This is a genomic window from Campylobacter sp. IFREMER_LSEM_CL1097 (assembly GCF_025772225.1).
In the GTDB taxonomy this organism is placed as follows: Bacteria; Campylobacterota; Campylobacteria; order Campylobacterales; family Campylobacteraceae; genus Campylobacter_D; species Campylobacter_D lari_D.
Genome location: NZ_JAKMRT010000019.1, coordinates 1 through 19,862 on the forward strand (window position 1 = coordinate 1; position 19,862 = coordinate 19,862).

Consider the following 19,862-nt stretch of genomic DNA (forward strand, 5'->3'; position numbering starts at 1 on the left):
ATTGTCAAAAAATAGTTAATATGTTTTTATTAATATTTTCTAAAATTAAGTCATCTGATATGAAAATGGGAATTTTAGATAGTGCTTTAAAATATGCTCAAAAAACAAAAAATAAAAAACAAATATCAAAAATTAATTCACTAATACAAGAAAATAATAAAAAAATCACTTTCAAATTTAAACCCATATGTTTTAATATTCCAAAAGAAATTCAAGAAGCAATAGGACGATTTGAAAATGATGTGGATAGTTTTTTAAATTCTAATTGTAATTTATTTCAATGCTTTTATGGAATTTATCCATGCTTAAAAACAAATTTTAAAAAAATAGAAGAAAAGAATTCTATTGTGGATTTATTGAGCTGTGTGATGTATTTTGATAGTGATAATTTAAGAGAAAATATTGATAATTCTGGATTATTTAGGAAATATTATAATTATATAACGACATCTTATCCTTGGATAAATATCTTAAAATCAAAATTGCTACAAAGATTTTACCCAAATAAAGAATATTTTTATTATTTAACTTGCGATAATAATATAATTCCAAAAGGGTATGAAGAAATCATAGCTAGAATGTTTTGTGCTGGGATACACAAAGACTATATGGACTTTTTTATATATGCTTCAGTAAGCATTGAGGCTATATTAAGACATATAATAGGCGAAGATATTATAAAGAATGACAAAAAAAATCATCAAATACAAGAGTATGAAACTTTAGAAAATTTATTAGACAAAATTGAATCACAAAATCTTTTAGAGGAAGATACTGTAAAAGAATTGCGATTATTGTTTTGTAAAGATGGTTTTAATATTAGAAATAAAATAGCACATGCAAGATTTTCACAAGATATTTTTAACGGGCATTATATGTTGGCTGATTATATGTGGTGTTTTTTGATGAATTTTTTTATTAGAAATTATTATAAATCTAAATAGAAAATAAGTTTTCTTTGCAAGGCTATCCTTGCAAAGAATTTATACAAATAAAGAATTCACACTTTCATTATGATAAACTCTGCGTATTACCTCGCCAAAAATAGGTGCTACGCTTAGGACTTTGATTTTATCCATTTGTTGTTTTAAAGGTATAGTGTCAGTTACTACTAGCTCATCAAGCGCATCTTTGGCTATTCTTTCATAAGCTACGCCACTAAGCACAGGGTGGGTACAGCAAGCTATAACTGACTTTGCACCTTTGCTTTTAAATACTTCAGCAGCTTTTACTATGGTTCCTGCTGTATCAATGATATCATCTACCAAAATAACTTCTTTATCTTTTACATCACCGATGACATTCATCACTTCGCTTTCATTAGCCTTTTCGCGTCTTTTATCTACTATAACTATATCAAGTCCTAAAGCTTTTGCTACGCTCCTAGCTCTTGCTATACCGCCTATATCAGGACTTGCAATGATAGGATTTTTATAGTTTTTATTTTTAATATAATCATTAAAAATAATACTTCCATAAAGATTATCCACGGGTATATCAAAAAAGCCTTGAATTTGTCCAGCATGTAAGTCTATGGTAGCTACTCTATCTACCCCCGCTGATTCTATAAGATTTGCTACTAATTTTGCAGTAATAGGCACCCTAGGACTTGCTTTTCTATCTTGTCTAGCATAGCCAAAATAAGGGATGATAGCTGTGATAGAGCTTGCACTTGAGCGACGCAGAGCATCTGTCATGATTAAAAGCTCCATTAGATTATCATTTGTTGGAGCGCAAGTACTTTGAATGATAAATACATCTTTACCACGCACGCTTTCATCTATTTGAATGCTAATTTCACCATCACTAAAACGCTTCACACCCGCATTGCTTAGAGGTAGTGAAAGGTATTTTGAGATTTTTTTAGCAAATTCCTCATTTGCTGAACCAGAAAATATTTTATATCCGCGCATATATAAGCCTTAGAAAGTTTTCTGTGATGATATAAAATTTTTTTTGAAAATACAATAAAACATATCAAAAGCCGTGCAATCTTTTTAAATCCGCATCAATAGGAAGTTTATTTCCATCTTTATCTACACTTACATAAGTTACCACAGCTGAAGTTACATGCATGCAATATACACGGCCATAATCATTGGCTCTTTGGGTAACTACTTCTACTTCTACGGTGATAGAAGTATTACCTGCTTTGATGATTTTTGCATAGCAAGATACCAAATCACCTACGAAAATTGGTTCTTTAAAAATGATTTTATCCACTGCTACAGTTACTACTCTTTGCGGAGAAAGCTCCCTTGCTGCAATGGCTCCAGCTAGATCAATTTGTGACATGATCCAACCACCAAAGATATTACCAGCAGGGTTTGTATTGCTTGGCATAGCTATAACTCTTAGTTTAGGTTCTCCCATATCTTTCATACATTCTCCTTGTGTTTTAAAAAAAACATTATAATTAAGTTTTAAAAATAAAGAAAGGTAAAAAATGAATGATTTTAAGCAAATAGCAAAAATTGTGAAAAATAGGAAACAAAATATCAATAGTCTTTATAATATACTTCAAACTAATCAAAGTCATCCTTTGATAGATAGAGCTTTAGAACTAGCTAATCTTGAAAATGAAAAAAGCAATATTTTGGCAATGTTGCGTCGTTTGGTGGATTTAAAAGAGGAAAATTTAGTCCAAGAACTTGAGAAAAAAGGTTTAAATGAAGAAGAAATTTCTCAAATAAAATATAAAGTTTTTTCTTTAGTAAGAGCCTTTTATGAAGTAGAACATCAAGATTTAATCGATGAGATTAAGAGTAAAAATTTACTTGATGAGTTTTATTTGGTTCTAGTTCAAGGTGTGCATAATATAGGCGTAGTTATGAATTCTTTTGAGCTTGTTTGGAGCAAGCAAATTTTAGATACAAATAATAAAATCTTAAAAGAACAATTTCCAAATTTAAGCGATGCTTTGGAGTTTTTAAAACAAAATGAGCTTTATCAGCTTAATCAAGATGGTGAAATTTGTGAAAGAAGCTATGGAGCTTTAGTTAAAATAGGAACACTTTGGAGATTTTTACCTTATGCAAAAGCTTTTGAAAATGAAGTTTTAAAGCTTGAATATGAGTTTGATAAACTTTTAGAAAAACTAAGAAATTGTGTGCTAGATGATGAAAAAAATGCTTATATTGATTATATAGAAAAATTAAAATTTGCATTTTGTGAAAAAGATAATAATGAAGTAGTTAAAAAATGGCAAGAAGCAGAGCTTGCGTGGATGGAAGTAAAATGTCCATTACAAATTGGCCATCCTTTAGAATACTATGAGGACTCTTATACACATGCAGTAGCACTTGAGTGGGATATACGCTTAGAAGATGTGAGTGATTTTAATGGGAGTGAGTTTAAAGATAAAATCAAAGAAAGCTTTGCGATGGTGTATGCAAATTTAGATGAAGAAGATGAAACTTTGTTTGATGAAGTGAATTTTAATCTTGAAAAAACTCAGCTTTATATTTGTATGCCTATGATTTTTTATGGAGCAGAGCTTAAGGGGCTTTTTTCCGCTCAAGTAGTGCCAAATGATGAGTATGTAAGCAATATAGCAGGTAAAAAGATCTTTGCTTTTTTAAATTATGTTTATGAAAATGCTAGAACCAAGCCTTTTATGAAGCTTTCTTCTATGGTATTTGAAAAAGAATTTTTAGATTATGGTAGAGAAATTTTATTTTACAATGAAAAATTATGGAAAAGAATTTATGAAGTTTCTACCATAGGTCATGAGTTTGGGCATATTTTCTTTGTGGCAAATGATAGTGAAAAGAAAATGAATGAAAGTGGTGTGTTTAAAAATATAGAAGAGTTTAAAGCTACTGCAGGTGGGCTTGTGAATTTCTTTTTACATGAAGAAGATGATTTAAAGCTTCCTGTGTTTTATGAGCTTATTAAAAGGGCTATAGGATTGATTGCTTGGCAAAGAGTAGAGGAGGTTAAGCCTTATTATACTGAAGGTTTGATTCATTTGTCATTGCTGTTTAAATCAGGGGTGTTATCTTTTGCAAATGAGAAATTAAACATTAAATTTGATGAGGAAGCTTACGAGAGTTTTAAGGCTGTGTTTATGCAAAATTATTATAAGCTAGCAAGACATTATATGTTAAAAGAAGATGCTAAAAATTATTTAGACGAATTTTGTGTTTTAGAAGATGAGGTATTTTTACCACTTGATGAAGAGTGTAAAGAATTTGTAAAATACTACTATGAATTACACAAACTTTATGGCAATGAAATCGATGAAAGTGGAGAGTTTGAAAAATACTCTAATGTAAAATAAAATTTTATCAAGAAGAATTTAGCTTTCTTCTTGATATTTGCTATTTTCTAATGCTTTTTCCATATCTTTTTGCGTTTTTAAAATCGCTTTGCTAAAACCATTTAGCACTGAAAATGGGGCAAATTGCGCCGCTCTTTTTTCTCTTGACATTGGTGGAAATTGTTTTGATTTTTGATATTTTATATCTATTATATCTTTATAATCATCATGCATTATGACCTCCTATTAAAGAAGTAATTTCTTTAGTCTCATCATCCAAGCTTGAAGCTTTTAAAATAGCTTTTTTACCAAATTTTTGTATGATTTGAAGTCTTGCTTTTTGGAGCTTTTCTTCTTTTTCAAGTTGATTTTTTTCTTGTGAAATTACATTAAAATCACTAAATAAATTTAATTCTTGGAAATTTTCTTGAGCTTTATCTGTGATATTATTTAAACTTAGGCTGATTTTTCTAATGCTTAAGTTTTTATCGCTGATTTTGCAAAAAAGTTCTAAGGCTTTTTTATTGATGATTTTTAAAGAATGGGTAAAATTTTCTAAATTCATACTTCCGTGAGCATTTTTAGGTATAGTTCTTCCATAATTATCTTTAGTAATAGCTCCTTTGTAAGAACCCAAAATACTTGAATTTTCTAAATTGCTTTTATCATATTGTATATCTAGCGTGATATGGTTTGTTTTAAGGTTATTTTGTATAAGTTCAAGCACTAAATGATCGACAAGTTCTTTTAAAACTTTTATTGTTTGATTATTATCATATGCAAAAGGCAAAACCTTAGCCATGATTTTAGAGTGATTTTGTGATTTGTAATTTTTAATATCTTTCATTGTGCAAGTTTCAATACCCCATGCATGATCGATTAATAATTCAGCATTAACACCAAAGTGTTTATAAAGCAAAGCTTCGTGTTTTAAAGAAAATCTTGCAAGATCTCCCATAGTATGAATGTTTAAATTCGCAAGTTTTAAGGCAATGCCTTTACCTATACGCCAAAAATCTTTTAAAGGTTTATGCTGCCATAATTTATATCTGTATAATTTTTCATCTAAAAAGGCTATAAGCAAGCCATTTTCATCTACTTTTTGTCTTTTAGCGAGTATATCCATAGCAATTTTAGCTAAGTATAAATTTGTGCCTATACCTGCTGTTGCGGTGATTTTACTTGTGTGTGAAATATCAAGTAAAACCTTAGTAAGTAGCTCATAAGCTGAAAGTTTGTATTTTTCAAGATAAGAACTAAGATCGATAAAAACTTCATCAATAGAGTATATATGAATATCTTTAGCATCAAAATACTTCAAATAAATGCTGTATATTTTTGTGCTAAATTCTATATAAGTAGCCATTCTAGGCTTAGCAATAATGTAGTCTAATTCTAAATTTAAATCATTTTCAAGTTCCAATATATTAAAACTTTTAGCTTTAAAGTGGTGTTTTTGAGCTTGTTTTAGTCTTTCTTGGTTGATTGAATGGATTTTTTGTTTAAACTCAAAAAGTCTTAATCTACCAGGTATATTGTAAGTTTTTAATGCAGGTGAAACTGCTAGTATGATGGTTTTGTCCGTTCTTGTTTTATCTGCTACAATAAGATTAGTTGTTAAAGGATCTAAATTTCTTAAAACACATTCAGCTGAAGCGTAAAAAGATTTCAAGTCAATAGAAGCGTAAATTTGCATAGTATGTGAAGCTTGCCTTTAGATTTATTAAGTTTTGATGGTATTAATTATAACAATAAAAATTACTAAAATAGATGAAATAAAATGAAATTTATAAGGTGGCGGACAGAGAGGGATTTGAACCCTCGAGACCCGTTAAGATCTGCACCCTTAGCAGGGGTGTGGTTTCAGCCACTCACCCATCTGTCCGTATTAAAAGGGAAAGTATATCTTATTGTTTATAAGATATACCTTAAATTTATACACTGAAATAAGCTATGATTAAAGTTATAATAAAACCAGCACCTAAAACTGCTATTTGTTTACCTCTATCTTTGCGTATAGCTATAATAGTGATTAAAAGTCCTGAAATATAAAGTATTATCATGGCAAGTGCAAAAGCTAACCCAAGTACAGAAAAGTACCACATACCTTTATCTTTATGAAGCAAAATCATATTTCCAAGCAAGCTTCTATCTTTTGTTGTAATTTTATAGTCATTCTCATCTAATTTTATAATACTTGCTATATAATTTATAGTCCCAAGTTCTATACCATCGCCTTTTTTGTTGAGTTTTGGTTCCAAAGATGAAGGAATTTTTAAGTTGTTTTTCTTTAAAAAATCAATTAAAAATTCAGCTTCAGCACCCTCTTGAATAATAGCTTGAACTTTGTAATTTTGAATTTTAGCTCCACTTTCTCCATCAAAACCAGCTATATAAGCAAAACCTGTGATTGCATATAAAAATGCAAGTGGTAAGAAAAATAAACTAATGTAAATGTGAATTTGTCTGAATAATTTGTTTTTATTCATTTTTACTCCTTTTTGAAAAATAATGAAAAGTATATTGATAGAAAATGAAGTGAAAGTAAAATTAATATTTTTTAAATTTACGAGCTAGGGTAAAAAAACTACGAACAATCCCATAAAGCACATATAAACTAGCAATAATCAATGCACTTTCTAAAAAATACAGATAAAGCATAGAAAATAAAATTACTAAAAGGATTAACACCTTCAAAACATTTGCTCTTTTTAGATCGATTTTCTTAAAACTTGGATACCTTATGTTGCTTACCATTAAAAAGGCTAGAAGCATTTGGATACATATTATTATTAAAGAAAAATCATGTAAAAAATCATAATATAAATAAGCACTTACCCATAAAGCACTTACAACTGCTGCTGTTGGTATAGGTAGACCTATGAAAACCGATGGTTCATAAGTTCCTGTTGTGACATTAAATCTTGCCAAGCGTATAGCGCCAAAAACTACAAATAAACCAGCTATTAATGAGCCAAAACGACCATATTCATAACCTATGCTCATATAAAAAAGCATAGCAGGTGCTACACCAAAGGCTATTAAATCAGCTAGTGAGTCAAACTCAACTCCAAATTTAGAAGTAGAGTTGGTAGCTCTTGCAACGCGTCCATCTAAACCATCGCAAATTAATGATAAAATGATATAAATTAATGCTTTATCAAAGTTTTGATTAATAGAAGCAATCACTGAAATAATACCTAAAAATATGGAAGCGGCTGTAAAAAGATTAGGTAAAATATAAATTAGTTTAAAATTCATGGATTTAAATACCCTATTAATGTACCAATGCGTACTTTATCATTTTCATTTACGCAAATTCTAGTGTCTTTTGGAAGTAATAAACTCACACTACCATCAAACATAAAACCTATGTTTTGTCCATGGCTTAAATGATGACCAAAATCATCAATATGAGCTTTTCTATTTAATGCTCCAAAAATAACGCGTAATGCCCATTGTTTGCTCTTGGAATTAGCTAAAAATAACATTCTTTCACCCATTAAATTTGTATTTTTCATAAATGGACATAAAAAAAGTCCATGCCTTATTCTAGTTTCTTCTATATTCATATCAAGCGGAGCTATGATATTTCCTTGGGAAAAAATATTATTGATAATTTGCACTTCTATACACTCGCCAAGCTCTTTATATGAGCTTGTTTTGATACATTTGATTTTTCCTTCTATGGGAGCTATAATGGTGTTTGGATCTGCTATATAATCAATTTTTTTAGTTCTAAAAAGATAAATAAAAAATATAAAAATACACCATAAAAGCCAAGAAAATCCCCATATAAATTGAAATATTGCAAAAACTATAGCTAGAACTATAAGCAAACTCCAACCAGTTTTTGCAATAAAATTTGTTTTCATTAGTCTTCCTTAGTAGCTTCTTGCTCTTTTTCTTCTAGGCGTGTTGGAAGATTATTTTCTTCTTCATAGTTTTTAATAATCTCTCTTACTTTGGTACCATCAATAGTTTCTTCTTCATAGAGTGCTTGCACCATCACCTCTATAGCACCGCTATAGGTTTTTAAAATTTCTTTTACACCTGCATAGCGTTCATCCAATGTTTTCTTTACATACTCATCTAAATCTTGAGCCATTTTATCAGAATAATCTTTTACAGTTTGCCCACCACTTAAAAAAGTATTTCTTTGCTTTTCAAGTACCATTAAGCCAGCAATTTCACTCATACCATACATAGAAATCATAGCTTTGATAATATCAGTTGCACGCTCAAGGTCATTGCTTGCACCTGTTGAAATTTCTTTAATGAAAATTTCTTCAGCTGCACGTCCTCCTAAAAGCACATCAACTTCAGCTAAAAGTTCATGTTTTTGCATTAAAAATTTATTTTCTTCAGGGGTATTGAGTGTATATCCTAAAGCTGCTAAACCACGAGGAATAACAGAAACTTTACTTACTTTTTTAGCACCTTTTGTAGTTTCAGCTATTAAAGCATGGCCGCACTCATGATAAGTTACGATTTTTTTCTCTTTATCATTAATTCTGCGTGATTTTTTCTCAAGTCCTGCTATGGCTCTTTCTACTGCCTCTACTAAGTCTTTTTGCTCCACATGTTTTTTAGAATCCCTACCTGCAAGCAAAGCCGCTTCATTAATGATATTTGCCAAATCAGCACCCGCAAGACCTGCTGTTAATCTTGCAATATCTTCTACTTTTACTTCAGGTGAAATTTTAACATCTTTCATATGGACTTTTAAAATATCACATCTACCTTTAAAATCAGGCTTATCTACCAAAACTTGCCTATCAAAACGCCCCGGTCTAAGTAGTGCTGCATCAAGTACTTCAGGGCGATTTGTCGCTGCTAGAACAATTACTGGTGAGCTTTCGGTACCAAAACCATCCATTTCAGCTAGAAGTTGATTTAAAGTTTGCTCTCTTTCATCATTTCCGCCCATCATACCGCTTGCTGCACGTGATTTACCTATAGCATCGATTTCATCTATAAATACAATAGCTGGAGCTTCTTTTTTAGCATTTTCAAATAAATCTCTAACCCTGCTAGCACCAACACCAACAAACATTTCTATAAAAGATGAACCTGATACGCTAAAAAATGGCACATCAGCTTCGCCTGCTACTGCTTTTGCAAGCAAAGTTTTACCTGTACCTGGAGGACCAACAAGCAAAAGTCCTTTTGGAATTTTTGCTCCAAGATTGATGTATCTTTCAGGATATTTTAGAAAATCAACAATTTCTTTAACTTCTTCTTTTGCTTCTTCAACACCTGCAACATCATTAAATTTAACCTTCGGTTTTTCTGAATTTACAAGTTTTTTAGAACTTCCTATACCAAGTATAGATCCACCCATATTTTTTTGCATACGAGAAGCTAAAAACATCCATATACCAAAGAAAATAAATACTGGCAAAACCCAAGAAAGTAAGATATCTATAAACCAATTGCTTTCATTAAAAGCACCATAGGAAACGCCTTTTGAGTCAAGTAAAGGAACAAAAGTAGCATCGTTTGGAACTTTTTTGGTAATATATACCATATTTCCTGCTTTAGATACAGCTTTTATAGTAGTTTGACCTATATTAACTTGGGCAATTTGATTATTTTCAATTAAAGTTTTTAATTCAGAATAAGTAACTTTTTTAGTGTTTTCTCCGCCCATAATACCCATGCTACCATCATCTGAAAATCCTTTAAATAAAAGAATCATCACAATGGCAAAAATGGCAAAAATAAAAATGGGATTTTTGTTAAAAAAGTTATTATTGTTTTGATTATCTTTTAAATCATTTGGTTTTTTATTCATTATTGCAATTCCTTTTTATAAACTAAACTCAACCATTCTCCTTTGTGTTTGCATTCTAACAAAGTGAAATCTTTGAATTTATTTTTAATCCTTTCTTCATATTTATTTAATATACCAGATAAGATCAAAATTCCACCTTCTTTGGTTTTTTCTTTAAGATCTTTTTCTAGTATGATCAATATATCGGCAATGATATTTGCCACAACTATATCATATTTATGTAAGCTTTTATTAATAGAACCTACCCAAATATCATCAAAGCTAACTTGATTTAATTTTGCGTTTTCTTTACTTGCAACTATAGCTAATTCATCTGTATCGCAAGCTTGTACTTTGGCTCCAAGTTTTGCCATGATAATGCTTAAAATTCCACTTCCACAACCCACATCTAAGCAAAATTTGGAATTATCTGTATATTTTTGTAGAAATTCTATACAAGTATAAGTACTCTCATGATGTCCTGAGCCAAAAGCTAGAGCAGGATCTATAATGATATTAATTTTATCTTGTTTAGCTTCTTGCCAAGTGGTATGAATGTGGATATTATCGATCGTCAAAGCTTGTATACCTTTTTTATACTCTTCTATCCAATTTTTATTTTCTTTTTTTTCTAAGGTAGAGTGGAAATTAATATGAGTATTTAGTTTTTGACATAATTTTTGATGAAAATCATGCAAGGCTATTTTAATGAGTTCTATATCTTCTTCTGATCTTATATAAATACCATTGTTTTTTTCTTCTATAGCGTCTATCTCTAGAGAAAAGATAAGATCAAGGAATAAATCTAAATATTCCTTGTCTGTTTGAAAAAAAAGTTCGTAATAATGTGTTTGCATAAAAACTTATAATTAGCCTTCGTTTGTTCCTAAAACATCTTCAAGTTTTTCTTTTAACACTTGAGGAGTAAAAGGTTTTACAATATAGTTATTTACGCCTGCTTTTAAGGCGGTAATAACTTCTGCTTTACCACCTTCTGTAGTTACCATAATAATTGGCATATCAGCATATTTTTCTTCCGCTCTTACTTTTTTTACTAATTCCAAGCCATTCATTTCAGGCATATTCCAGTCAGTAATTAAAATTTTAATATCATCATTTTGTGAAAGTAAATCCCAAGCTTCAACTCCGTGTTCAGCTTCTAAAACATCCTTGTGGCCTAATCTTACAAGGGTATTTTTGATTATTCTTCTCATGGTAGAACTATCATCAACTACTAATAACTTCACTTTTTTTCCTTTATCTTGATGTAATTACATAAAACTGTAATTGTATCGTTTTTATTTTTATTAATCAATTAAAAGTTTATATTATATCATTTTAAAATAAAATTAGAATTTAATCACTCTCCGTTTTTATTGTGATTAAATTCAGGCACAATCTCCTTTAAAACTTTTGCAGGATCTGTGCTGTGGAGTAATTTTTCTATTTCTTGATTTAAAATTTTTAAATCTTTAAGATCACTAGTGGTAACAAATATACTTTCATATTGAGTTTTTAAATCATTTTCATGGATTAAAAGCTCTTCGTAAAGTTTTTCACCTTTTCTAAGCCCAGTGATTTTGATTTCTAACTTTTTATTAGAAAGTAAAAGCATTTTTTGAGCTAAGTCCATGATTTTAACAGGCTCACCCATATCAAGTACAAATAATTCTCCACCTTTGGCAATAGCCGCAGCTTGTAAAACAAGTTGCACAGCCTCATCTACTAACATAAAATAACGCACTATATCAGGATGAGTAAGAGTAAGTGGCTCATTAGCTGCAATTTGAGCTTTAAATTTAGGTATTACACTTCCACTTGATCCTAAAACATTACCAAAACGCACACAAGCTACTTCAAAATTTTCACAACTTGAGCTTAATGTATAAAGCTCACAAATTCTTTTTGTGCAACCCATGATGTTAGTCGGTCTTACAGCCTTATCAGTGCTTATCATAACAAATTTAGCAACCTTATAAGCTTTTGCAAGATCGATTAAATTTTTAGTACCTATGATGTTATTTAAAATAGCTGAATGTGGATTTTGCTCACATAAAGGTACATGTTTGTAAGCTGCTGCATGTAAAATCAAATCTATGTTTTTTTCTTGTAAAAGTTTTTCTAACGCTTCTTTGTCTAATATACTCATCATAATAGGTTCGATTTTTTCTTTATGTAAGCTTAATTCTTCATTGATTTTATATAAATTATACTCACTATGATCAAGCATGATTAAGCGTTTTGCGCCAAATTTAATGCATTGTTTGCAAAGTTCACTTCCTATAGTTCCACCAGCTCCACTAACTAAAACTACTTTATCTTTGATAAAATCAATCACGCAAGCATTATCCAAATCTTTTGGCTTACGCGCTAATAAATCTTCGATACTTATATCTCTTGCTTCATTTTGCGTAAAAGAAAAAAGCTTTATATCATTAATCCCATAAGCAATGAGTTCGTCAAAAAGCTTTTTTAATTCTTCTTGCTCAAGTTTTAAAGCAATGATAGCAGTATGAATTCCTTCAGCGGTATATTTTCTGATTGCTTCTTTTTTTTCAACTATAAATTTATCACAATAAGTACCTATTAAATTTTTACGCTCATCTACCACAGCTACAGGGAAAAGTCCTAAACTCCCTTCTTTAGCTCCTTTTAATAAATGCAAAGCCTTTGAAGTGGCGCCAACTACTATACAAGGATGTTCTTCATTGTATTTTGGCTTTCTAAAATCAACTATCATTCTTTTGCTTATACGCAAACTTCCAATTAGCATACAAGATAAAACAAAGTCTATTCCTATAACGCTTCTTGGAAAAGGATTAAAAAAATCATCATAAAAATAATAAATTGCTAAAAATACAAGCTCAGCCAAAGCTAAAGCGATGACTAATTTACGCGCTTCATTAAGGGAGAAAAATCTCCAAGCAACTTGATAAATTTTAAAAAAAGCTAGAAAAATGATTTTAAGTAAAATCAAAATCACAGCACTTTTAAACATACCTTCATAAAATTCACTTGGGATGTCTGCACTAAAGCGTAAAGAAAAAGACAAATAAATACTTATAACAAAAAGTAAAATATCAGCGCCTAGAAAAAATCCTAAGCGTTTGCTTTTATAATCCATCTTAGTCCTTTAAGGTGTTTAAGATTAAAGTAGAAACTTCCTCTACATCAGCTTTGCTCATAGTAGTTGCACTTGGAAGGCAAATTCCATTACTAAAGAAAAACTCACTATTACCATTTAAGTAAGCATCGCAGCCTTTGTAAAGTTCTTGCAAATGCATTGGCTTCCAAAGTGGACGACTTTCGATTTTATTATCTTTTAAAACTTGTATGATTTTTAAAATTTTATCTTGAATTTGAACATTTTTATTTTCACATATACAATGTTTTTCATAAGTATTAAGTTTATTTAAATCAAAATCAAGTAAAGCAGTGCTTAACCAGCGATTTGACTTGGTATTTTCAAGCTCATTTAAAAAAGTAAAAGTTCCACTTAAAAATTCTTTATACCAGCTATAAATTTCACGCTTTTTACTCACTCTTTCTTCTAAAACTTCCATTTGAGCAGTACCGATTGCACCTAAGATATTGCTCATTCTATAATTATAACCATATTCTTTATGCTCATAATGAAGGCAATTTTCTCTAGCTTGGGTACTATAAAATCTTGCTTTTTCAAGATTAGCATGATTTTCACTCACAAGCATGCCACCACCACCTGTTGTGATGATTTTATTACCATTAAAAGAATATACTCCAAAATCCCCAAAAGTACCTAAAGCTTTATTTTTGTAAAAACTTCCCAAAGCTTCAGCAGCATCTTCGATTAAAAAAATCTCATTTTCTTTACAAATTTGGACAATCTCATCCATTTTAGAAGCATTACCATAAAGGTGTGTTAAAATGAGAGCTTTTGGCTTTTTAGGACTTTCTTTGATAGCTTTTTTTAATAAATTTACATCTAAATTATAAGTTTCATCACAATCAATAAATACAGGCGTAGCATTCATGTAAGAAATAGGCGCTACTGAAGCAATAAAGGTAAAACTTGAAGCTAGAACTATATCGCCTTCTTTGATGCCCAAAACTCTTAAAGCTAAATGAATAGCTGCAGTGGCTGCATTTAGAGCAAGTGCGTTAGAACTTTTTGTATAATCTTTAATACTTTGTTCTAAGGCATTAACAAACTCACCCAAAGGTGCTATATAATTACTTTCAAAAGCTTTGTGTATGTATTCTAATTCTTTTCCACTCATATGTGGTGCTGATAGAAAAAATCTCATTTTACCTCCTTTATTTTCTTGGCAGGAACTCCAGCATAAATGCCTTTAGAAGTTAAGTTTTTAACTACAACTGCTCCTGCGCCTAAAGTTATATCATCATATAAACTTATACAAGGAATAACACTTGAATTAACTCCTAAAAAACAACGCTTTCCTATTTTTACATTTCCTGTTAGTTTAGCTCCAACACTAATATGGCTAAACTCATCTACAAAACACTCATGCTCAATCACACAAGCAGTATTTAAAATCACACCTTTTGCAATACTAGCTTTAGCATTAACTACGACATTTGGCATGATTAAAATACCCTCATCATCTAAAAAAGCACTTGGGCTAATAATAGCACTTTTGTGTATCAAATTAACTAATCTAAATCCATCATCTTTTGCTTTTTTGAAAAGTTTTTCTCTAATAGAGTTTGCGCCAATAGCAATAAACATATCGTGTTTTTCTAAATTGGAGTGATATTTTAAGCCTTTATTATCATCTAAAAAGATGATTTTTTCATATCCTAAATTTCTAGCTACATCAGCACAGACTAAACCATGCCCACTAGAACCATATATATAAATACTTTTAGTTGTGTCCATTGAATTTATCCGTTGTAGCTACTCCTTCTTTATTAACCCCGCTTCTTTTTAAAACTTTAATAATGGTCATAAAAAAGATTTTAAGATCAAATAAAAAAGAGCAATTTTGCACATATTCTACATCATATTTAAATTTTTGCTCCCAAGAAATAGCATTGCGTCCATTAATCTGTGCCCAACCTGTAATGCCTGGTCTTACATCGTGGCGTTTTTTTTGCTCTTGATTGTATAAGGGTAAGTATTCTACAAGTAAAGGTCTTGGGCCTATGAAGCTCATATCGCCTTTTAATACATTAAAAAGTTGTGGTAATTCATCTAAACTCAAGCTTCTAACTAGCTTACCAAAAGGCTTTAAGCGTAATTCATCGGGAAGTAATTCTCCATTTTCATCGGCTTCATCACTCATAGTTTTAAATTTATAAATATAAAAAATTTTTTCATTTAATCCTGGTCTTGCTTGTTTAAAAAGCACACTTCCTTGAACGATTTTTAAAACAATACCTATAAGCACTATAAAGGGTAAAAAAATAATCAATAAAATCAAAGCCAAAAAAAAGTCAAAAACACGCTTTAAACCATTTTTATACATTTATAAAACCCCTATAAAAGTCAAGATATTTCAAAGCTATGATATTTTCATCATAATTTTGCGCTCTAAGAAAAGCATTTTGTGCTAAAGTATTTTTTAGTTTTTCATCTTCTAGTAAAACTGCTATTTTTTCAGCTAAATCCTTGCTATCTTTGCTTTTACAAATTAAACCGTCTATGGCATTATTCACTGCTTCAATGCAACCCTCAGCATCACTTACCACGCATGCTTTTTTACAAGCTTGTGCTTCTAAAACCGTTCTTGGATAGCCTTCTTTATAACTTGGTAAAACAAAAATATCGCATAAATTTAATAAATGTGCAATATCACTTCTTGTGCCAAGATAAAAAACATCATTTGAGTTTAAAAATTCTAATGGTGCACAAGATTTATTATCATCTCTTCCACCCACTAAAACAAAATTTGCCTTATCTTTTAAAATTTGGCTTGCTTCATAAAATTCTTTAATTCCTTTATGCCAAAGTGCTCTTGAAATCATTAAAACGATAGGTTTATCAGGCATATTGTGTTCTTTTAAAAAAGCTTGTTTTTCTTCTGTGCTAATTTTTAAAGGTAAAAATTGTTTTAAATTTAGCCCTACGGATTTGATGATTTTGATTTTTTCTTCTTTTAAGCCTAAATTTTTCATAAATAAAGCATTGCTTTCATTGACAAAAATAAAACCATTTGCAAGTTTAAAAGAAATTTTATAAAGTAAATTAATGCTTATTCTTACTAATTTGCTTTTAAAATCATCATCTATGTAAAAACTTCCTAAGCCTTCAACCAAACCAAAAGTGTATTTAATGCCCGCCATTTTAGCCGCTATAATACCTGTTGTATTGCTTTTGTGAGCGCTTGTTTGTAAAAGATCTAAATTTAAACTTTTGAGTGTATTTTTTAAACTAAGTAGATTTTTAAAAACAATTAAAGGATTGACACTTGATCTAGCTAAATCATAAAAGCAAACCTTATAGCCTAGCTCTTGTAACTTAATAGCAAAATCATCTTTTGGAGTGATGATTATAACTTCATGATTATTTTTTTCTAAAGCTCTGATGAGTGCAAGACGAAAATAATACACACTCATTGCGCTATGGGTTAAAATTCCTATTTTCATCTTTTTAGCCTATAAATTTTCGCTCTTGCATCATTAGTGACTTGCTCAAATAAATCTTGATCGTATTGATTTAATAAAAACATTTGTATGTAGGCACTATTATAAAGATTTTCATCCAAAATCACAAAGCTTTTATATTCTCTTAAAAAGAGTAAATAAATTTGAGCTTTTGAATCAATTTCATTGTAATAAAATTTGCCATTAGTGATGGATTCTATATCTACAAAAGCTTTTAAAGGTATAGTTGTACCTTCTAGTTTTAAAGCTCTAAAATCATTAATAATTTCTACTCCATTATCAAGCATAACAGAACCTGTTGTTTTATCTTGAGCTATGGCATTAGCTTGAGAGAAAAATAAACTTTTTTCTTGCTCTCCATTGTCAGGATTTGTATTTGCAAATTGTGCTACCACGGGCATGATACGCAACATTCTATAAGGCATGTAAATATATACATCTCTAGTTTTATTGGTATCAAATTTAAAATCTTTATCATTTAAACTTTCTAAAAAATCTTTAGCACTTGTTTGGTTATAATCTCTTACCATAGCTTTTAAAACATCAGGATAATTTTCTTTGAAAGATTTTTCAGTGTATTCTACGCTAAGTCTTGCCATATTGGCTGCTGGAATTTGTTCTTTACTTAAGACAAAAGATGAGAAAAAATTATCTTTTCCTAGGTGTTTTCCACCATCGATTAAGGTTTTTACATCGCTATAATAGCGTATTGGATAACCATAATCCCACCAAGCAACGACATAATCTTCTCTTTGAGCTTTATTTTTTAAATTATTTAAAATACTAGCTTCATAAGAAGTAAAAACAGTAGAGGATTTATAATAATAAATATGCATTAGGGCAGGACTTATACTAAAAAATGCAATGAGTATGAGCAAGATGTTTTTATTTTTTAGATTAAGTTTGATTTGTTTTTTTTCTAAAAAATTAAAAAATGTATATAAAAAATACCCAAAACCCAAAGCCATCACAGGAACTGCATAAATGGTAAATCTAAGTCCAGCTCTTAAAGCCATAAAACCTAGTGCAAGCATAGGTAGAGCCAAAAGCATACTTTTGTGATCTTTGCAAAGTAAGATAAAACCTATAAAAGAAAGGATAAATACTAAAACACTAGAGCTAATTCTTTGCATAAATACTTCAGGATCGATAGTATTTACTTCCATAATAGTTTCATTAACATTAAAATACATAAAGGCAGCATCTTTTAAATTTTGCACATCAGAAGCTTTGAAAACATAAAATTTAAGTTGATATAAAACAGGATCTAAACCACCACTTAAATGTAATATCAAAATGCTAATAAAAATCAAAGCCCAAACCATATAAAAATTAATTTTTTCTTCTTTAAAGGCAAAAATAGCAAATAACAATACAATTAAAGCAAGTTTATATTGCCATGCTAGCATACTTAAAGCTATGATCATTAAAGCAATAGCTAGATAAAAAATCTTTTCTTTTCTATGAAATACTAAAGTATAAAGACCAAAAAGTCCTATCATGGCAAAATTTAAAGAATAACTTGATGGATACCACCACAAATAAATCATGATAAAAACCGGACTTAAAAGTAGGGTAAAAATGTCTTTATTAATAGTTAAGCGTATAAAAGTAAGCAAAACAAGCATTGGTAAAACTAACACTAGCATATCAGTATCATAATACCCGCTCATAGTGCGGTTATAATAACTATTTGCAATGCTTCCAAGTAAGGCTGCTATAAAGCCATAAGTAGTGAGTTTATACTCTCTTGCGATTAATATAATAGGCACAACAATCAAAGAAGCAAAAAAAGTACTCATATATAAAATAATACTTTCAAAGCTAAAAGGTAAAATACTATAAAGCCAATAAGTTAAAGTAGAAAGTGAGCTTCCAAAATAAGATAAGTCATTAGGTTGATGAAAACCTGCTATCATATCTCTTGCACCTTCTGCAAAAGCATAGCCATCATTAGTAGTAATCATGAGTTGATCATTAAAGAAAAACTCATAAAACTCACTTGCCCAAGCTGCCCAGTATAACCTACACAAAACACTAAAAGCAAAGGCTATAAGGATTAAAATACAGGTATATTTTATAGAATTATTATCAGTGAAATTTTGTTGTAGTTTCATTTTATGCCTTGTTGAAAAATTCAAATAATTGCTTTGCTATGCTAATTTTATCAAATTCTTTTGCACGCAAAAAAGCCTTTTGTCTATATGAAGCTTTTAGTGCTTCATCATTGCACATTTTTTCTAAGCATTCTTGCATGGCTTTTTCATCATCTACTTTTACTAAAAGTCCAAACTCATCATCTAAAAATAGCTCCCTTGCGCCACTTTTATGATCAGTGCAAAGCACGGCAGTATTACAAGCTAAGCATTCGATTAAAACATTGGAAAAACCTTCAAAACTTGAAGCAAAAGCAAAAAAGTCACATTTGCTCATGTATTTATAAGGATTTTTATCAAAACCTAGTAAAAAGACTTTATCTTTTAAATTTAAAGTTTCTATTAAAGCTAAAAGCTCATCTTTTAAAATGCCCTCGCCTAAAATGACTAATTTTAAATCAGTTTTAACTTTTGCATAAGCTCTTATAAGCATAGCATGATTTTTACCACGATCAAGCCTTCCAACACTTAATATAAAAGGATCTTTAAAGTCTATTTTTTCTTTAGATTTTTCTATGATGTTTTCTAAGTCTATGGCATTGTATAAAATATCGCATTTTTTAGCCTCTATATTGAAATTTTGTATTAAATCTTCTTTGTTTCCTATAGAATTTGCTAAGATTAAATCTGCTTTGTTATAAAGTTTTTTAATAAGAAATTTATTGATAAAAGAATTTAGATTATTATGTTTATAAATCACACTTGGAGTAGTGCATTCATTGATAATAAGGGTTGATTTAAGTCCTAGGGATTTTGCCATTAACGCAATATAATTAGGTCTATTTAATAATACAAATTGCAAGTTGATTTTTAAATCTTCACAAAGTTTTTTGTATTTTATAGCTAGCAAGGGTAGTTTTAAAAATTTAGCTAAGTTACTTTCACTTGGACTTGATTTTTCAAGATAGTGGATATTAACTTCAGGAATATCATATGATATTTTATCATTCATTAAAATTAAATGTATTTCATATTTTAAATTTAACACAGGTAATAGCGTAGATACAACCCTTTCAGCGCCACCACTTCCTAAAGAATAAATAAAAATTGCTAGTTTTTTCAT

At 29.8% G+C, this 19,862-nt stretch carries 19 protein-coding genes and 1 tRNA gene; 2 read left to right on the forward strand and 18 right to left on the reverse strand.

Annotated features, from left to right (window positions below):
• Window positions 1-944 (forward strand): DUF4209 domain-containing protein (locus tag L8W64_RS07560; RefSeq protein WP_263673346.1); only part of this gene is annotated, 944 nt, incomplete at its 5' end.
• 39 nt (window positions 945-983) lie between these two features.
• On the opposite strand, the gene L8W64_RS07565 is transcribed toward L8W64_RS07560, so the two are convergent.
• Window positions 984-1,913 (reverse strand): ribose-phosphate pyrophosphokinase, encoded by a 930-nt coding sequence (locus L8W64_RS07565; RefSeq protein WP_039619082.1) that lies wholly within the window; start codon window positions 1,911-1,913, stop codon window positions 984-986.
• Window positions 1,914-1,977: 64 nt separating this feature from the next.
• Complete coding sequence (locus L8W64_RS07570) at window positions 1,978-2,382, reverse strand: acyl-CoA thioesterase (protein ID WP_133319755.1); 405 nt, start codon at window positions 2,380-2,382, stop codon at window positions 1,978-1,980.
• 64 nt (window positions 2,383-2,446) lie between these two features.
• On the opposite strand from L8W64_RS07570, the gene ciaB reads away from it, so the two are divergent.
• Window positions 2,447-4,282 (forward strand): invasion protein CiaB, encoded by a 1,836-nt coding sequence (ciaB, locus tag L8W64_RS07575; protein ID WP_263673348.1) that lies wholly within the window; start codon window positions 2,447-2,449, stop codon window positions 4,280-4,282.
• Between the two features lie 18 nt (window positions 4,283-4,300).
• On the opposite strand, the gene L8W64_RS07580 is transcribed toward ciaB, so the two are convergent.
• The 16 genes from L8W64_RS07580 to L8W64_RS07655 form a co-directional block, all read right to left on the reverse strand.
• Window positions 4,301-4,495, reverse strand: a complete 195-nt coding sequence (locus tag L8W64_RS07580; RefSeq protein WP_039668753.1) for a hypothetical protein — start codon at window positions 4,493-4,495, stop codon at window positions 4,301-4,303.
• Window positions 4,488-5,957 (reverse strand): DNA methylase, encoded by a 1,470-nt coding sequence (locus L8W64_RS07585; protein WP_263673350.1) that lies wholly within the window; start codon window positions 5,955-5,957, stop codon window positions 4,488-4,490. Before L8W64_RS07585 ends, L8W64_RS07580 begins: the two co-directional genes overlap by 8 nt.
• A gap of 99 nt (window positions 5,958-6,056) precedes the next feature.
• A tRNA-Ser gene (locus tag L8W64_RS07590) sits at window positions 6,057-6,146 on the reverse strand.
• 49 nt (window positions 6,147-6,195) lie between these two features.
• Complete coding sequence (locus L8W64_RS07595) at window positions 6,196-6,750, reverse strand: PepSY-associated TM helix domain-containing protein (RefSeq protein ID WP_263671138.1); 555 nt, start codon at window positions 6,748-6,750, stop codon at window positions 6,196-6,198.
• Between the two features lie 61 nt (window positions 6,751-6,811).
• On the reverse strand, window positions 6,812-7,522 hold the full coding sequence (gene pssA, locus L8W64_RS07600; RefSeq protein ID WP_133319743.1) for a CDP-diacylglycerol--serine O-phosphatidyltransferase: 711 nt from the start codon (window positions 7,520-7,522) through the stop codon (window positions 6,812-6,814).
• Window positions 7,519-8,136 (reverse strand): phosphatidylserine decarboxylase, encoded by a 618-nt coding sequence (locus L8W64_RS07605; protein ID WP_220567229.1) that lies wholly within the window; start codon window positions 8,134-8,136, stop codon window positions 7,519-7,521. The genes pssA and L8W64_RS07605 overlap by 4 nt, the downstream gene beginning before the upstream one ends.
• On the reverse strand, window positions 8,136-10,058 hold the full coding sequence (gene ftsH / locus L8W64_RS07610) for an ATP-dependent zinc metalloprotease FtsH (protein WP_220567228.1): 1,923 nt from the start codon (window positions 10,056-10,058) through the stop codon (window positions 8,136-8,138). Before ftsH ends, L8W64_RS07605 begins: the two co-directional genes overlap by 1 nt.
• Window positions 10,058-10,894, reverse strand: coding sequence for a 50S ribosomal protein L11 methyltransferase (locus tag L8W64_RS07615; RefSeq protein WP_133319740.1), 837 nt, complete (start codon window positions 10,892-10,894; stop codon window positions 10,058-10,060). Before L8W64_RS07615 ends, ftsH begins: the two co-directional genes overlap by 1 nt.
• Before the next feature lie 12 nt (window positions 10,895-10,906).
• Entirely contained in the window at window positions 10,907-11,284 is a 378-nt protein-coding gene (locus L8W64_RS07620) for a chemotaxis response regulator CheY (protein WP_039619063.1), read from the reverse strand.
• 113 nt (window positions 11,285-11,397) lie between these two features.
• Entirely contained in the window at window positions 11,398-13,161 is a 1,764-nt protein-coding gene (gene pglF, locus L8W64_RS07625; RefSeq protein WP_263673351.1) for a UDP-N-acetylglucosamine 4,6-dehydratase (configuration-retaining), read from the reverse strand.
• Window position 13,162: 1 nt separating this feature from the next.
• Window positions 13,163-14,323 (reverse strand): UDP-N-acetylbacillosamine transaminase, encoded by a 1,161-nt coding sequence (gene pglE / locus L8W64_RS07630; RefSeq protein WP_263673353.1) that lies wholly within the window; start codon window positions 14,321-14,323, stop codon window positions 13,163-13,165.
• Window positions 14,320-14,916 (reverse strand): UDP-N-acetylbacillosamine N-acetyltransferase, encoded by a 597-nt coding sequence (gene pglD, locus L8W64_RS07635; RefSeq protein ID WP_263673355.1) that lies wholly within the window; start codon window positions 14,914-14,916, stop codon window positions 14,320-14,322. The genes pglE and pglD overlap by 4 nt, the downstream gene beginning before the upstream one ends.
• On the reverse strand, window positions 14,903-15,505 hold the full coding sequence (pglC, locus tag L8W64_RS07640) for an undecaprenyl phosphate N,N'-diacetylbacillosamine 1-phosphate transferase (protein WP_263673356.1): 603 nt from the start codon (window positions 15,503-15,505) through the stop codon (window positions 14,903-14,905). Before pglC ends, pglD begins: the two co-directional genes overlap by 14 nt.
• Window positions 15,498-16,625: a N,N'-diacetylbacillosaminyl-diphospho-undecaprenol alpha-1,3-N-acetylgalactosaminyltransferase gene (gene pglA, locus L8W64_RS07645; RefSeq protein WP_263673357.1), complete on the reverse strand. Its 1,128-nt coding sequence runs from the start codon at window positions 16,623-16,625 to the stop codon at window positions 15,498-15,500. The genes pglC and pglA overlap by 8 nt, the downstream gene beginning before the upstream one ends.
• Window positions 16,622-18,760 carry an STT3 domain-containing protein gene (locus L8W64_RS07650; RefSeq protein ID WP_263673359.1) on the reverse strand — a complete coding sequence of 713 codons (2,139 nt, stop codon included), beginning with the start codon at window positions 18,758-18,760 and terminating at the stop codon, window positions 16,622-16,624. The genes pglA and L8W64_RS07650 overlap by 4 nt, the downstream gene beginning before the upstream one ends.
• A 1-nt stretch (window position 18,761) precedes the next feature.
• A complete protein-coding gene (locus tag L8W64_RS07655) occupies window positions 18,762-19,862 on the reverse strand; it encodes a glycosyltransferase (protein ID WP_263673361.1) in 1,101 nt (366 codons plus the stop codon).